The sequence below is a fragment of the Mycobacteriales bacterium genome (assembly GCA_036497565.1).
Taxonomy (GTDB): Bacteria; Actinomycetota; Actinomycetes; order Mycobacteriales; family QHCD01; genus DASXJE01.
Genome location: DASXJE010000282.1, coordinates 1 through 2739, shown reverse-complemented (window position 1 = coordinate 2739; position 2739 = coordinate 1). Strand labels below are relative to the sequence as shown.

General features: G+C 69.3%; 3 protein-coding genes. 1 reads left to right on the top strand and 2 read right to left on the bottom strand.

Features of this window, described 5'->3' with window-relative positions:
- The coding region (locus VGH85_21975; protein ID HEY2176487.1) for an aldo/keto reductase at positions 1-852 on the top strand (852 nt) is incomplete at its 5' end.
- Here the strand turns inward: VGH85_21975 and VGH85_21970 are convergent.
- Both VGH85_21970 and VGH85_21965 read right to left on the bottom strand, forming a co-directional pair.
- Positions 853-2037, bottom strand: a complete 1185-nt coding sequence (locus VGH85_21970; GenBank protein ID HEY2176486.1) for an MFS transporter — start codon at positions 2035-2037, stop codon at positions 853-855. It abuts the gene before it with no gap.
- A 150-nt stretch (positions 2038-2187) separates the two neighbouring features.
- A partial coding sequence (locus tag VGH85_21965; protein ID HEY2176485.1) for a hypothetical protein occupies positions 2188-2739 on the bottom strand: 552 nt, incomplete at its 5' end.

Here is a 2739-nt window from a genome sequence, read left to right as displayed (position 1 = left end):
CTCGGCGTCACGTTCCTCGACACCGCGGACATGTACGGGCCGTTCACCAACGAGCAGCTCGTCGGGCGGGCCATCGCCGGCCGTCGGGACGAGGTGGTGCTGGCCACGAAGTTCGGCAACGAGCGCAGCCCGGACGGGGCGAGGATCGGCGTCAACGGTCGGCCGGACTACGTCCGCAGGGCGGCCGACGCGAGCCTGCAGCGACTCGGCGTCGACCACATCGACCTCTACTACCAGCACCGGGTCGACCCGAAGACGCCCATCGAGGACACCTGGGGCGCGCTGGCCGAGCTCGTCGAGGCGGGCAAGGTGCGCCATCTCGGCATCTCCGAGGCCGCGCCGGCGACGATCCGGAGGGCACACGCCGTGCACCCGCTGGCCGCGGTGCAGACGGAGTACTCGCTGTGGACCCGTGATCCCGAGGACGACGGCGTCCTCGCGACCGTCCGCGAGCTGGGCATCGGCTTCGTCGCCTACTCCCCACTCGGACGCGGCTTCCTGTCCGGTGAGATCCGCAGCATCGACGACCTGGCCGAGGACGACTTCCGCCGGCACAACCCGCGTTTCCAGGGCGAGAACTTCGTCAAGAACCTGCAACTCGTCGACCGGGTCCGCGAGATCGCCGAGGTGAAGGGCGTCACCCCGTCTCAGCTGGCGCTGGCCTGGGTGCTGCACCAGGGCGGCGACATCGTGCCGATCCCCGGCACGAAGCGGGTCCGCTACCTCGAGGAAAACGCCGCGGCCGTCGACATCGACCTCTCCCCCGAAGAGCTCCGAGGACTGGACGAGGCCGCACCGTCCGGGTCGACCGCGGGTGATCGCTACCCCGACATGTCCTCCGTCCACATCTGACTAGCCGCTCGCGACCCGGACGCCGGCACTGTCCTTGGTGCCGAACCGGATGCCTCGCGACTCCTTCCCGATCGCCGTCAGTACGGCGACCGCGATCAGCCCCGGGATAACCGTGGCCGCCAACGCGAACGGGTAGCCGTGCGACTTGGCCAGCGCCTGCTGGATCGGGAGGTTGAAGGCCGCCAGGCAGTTTCCGAGCTGGTAGGTCACGCCGGGGTAGAAGCCGCGGATCTCGTCCGGGCTGCGTTCGGAGAGATGCGCCGGGATGACACCCCATGCACCCTGCACACATACCTGCATGAGGAATGCGCCGAGCGCGAGCATGCCGGCCGACGTGGAGAGCGCGAACAACGGCACGATCGGCAGGGCGAGCAGCGCGAAGTAGATGATCGCGCGGCGCCGTCCGATGCGCTCGGACAGCGTGCCGACCACGGTGCCGCCGATCATCGCGCCGATGTTGTAGATCACGGCGATCCACGTCGCGGTGGTCGGCGAGAGGTGGATCCCCTCCTTGAGGAAGGTCGGGTAGATGTCCTGCGTGCCGTGGCTCATCCAGTTGAACGCGGTCATCAGCAGCACCAGGTAGCCGAACCGGCGGAGGATCTTCGCGTCGAGGAACACCTGGGCCACCGATGTCCGGGTGATCTCGGTGCGTTGCCGCGCGGTCTCCCACACCTCGGATTCGCGGACCCGCGACCGGACGATGAGGCTGATCAGCGCCGGCACGATGCTGAAGGCGAACAGCCACCGCCACGACAGACCGAAAACGCCGTTCAGCAATAGGTAGAGCAGCGCCGCAGCCATGTAGCCGATCGAGTAGCCCTGCTGCAGGACGCCTGAGAAGAAACCGCGGCGCGCCACCGGGATCTTCTCCATCGCCAATGCGGCGCCGAGGCCCCACTCGCCGCCCATCCCGATGCCGTAGAGCAGCCGGAGCACGAGCAGCACCGAGTAGTTCGGTGCGAATGCACAGGCGAATCCGACCACCGAGTAGAAGCACACATCGACGATCAAGGGGATACGACGACCCGCACGGTCGGCCCACATCCCGAAGATCAGCGCGCCGACCGGCCGCATGATCAGCGTGATCGTGGTGATGAACGCCATCTTGGTCAGCGATACGTGGAAATCCTCGGCGATCTCGGCGTAGACCAGCACCACGATGAAGTAGTCGAAGGCGTCCATCGACCACCCCAGCAGTGCCGCCAGGAAGCTGTTGCGCTGATCGGAGGTGAGTGGTTCCGCGGCCACGAAGTGCTCCTTCCAGCTCGACGCCGGTGCCGACGCCGCGCAGACGTTAGTACCGGACCGGCGAGTCCGCGACTTGGAAGGCGCTTACCGAGCGTGACCGGCAGGCGTCCCGAACAGACGTTCGGCCACGGCCCGCAGGTTGACCTGGCCACAGCCGAGCGCGCCGACGTAGCGCCCTGGCGCGAGATCGGCATCGGCGGCGGTGCCGGTCCCGACGACGACGCAGTCGGGCCGGGCGTCGACCACCCGGCGCACCAGATCGGCCTGCCACGGCCGACGGTGCGCGTCGCGGACCGCGACGATCGGTGTCGCCCTGTCGGCCGACGCAATCACGGCGTCGAGATCGGACGGGGGTTCGGTCACGCGTACGCCGGACACCGTCGGCTCGATCGCGGTCAGCACGTCGAGGAGCCCGGGCGAGGTGACCCCGATCCCGGGCCGCACCCGCACGCCGGCGTCGATGACGTAGAGCGGCCTGCGCACCGGCAGGTCGGTGTCCACCCGCAGGGCGCGGCGGGCGGCCTCCAGACCGACCGCGCGGTCGGCCGGCCCGGCGGGTGTCGGATCGGTCCAGCCGCACAACGCGTCGACCCGGCGGGCGGCCTCGGCGACCCGCGCCGCCGGCAGTCGTCCGGA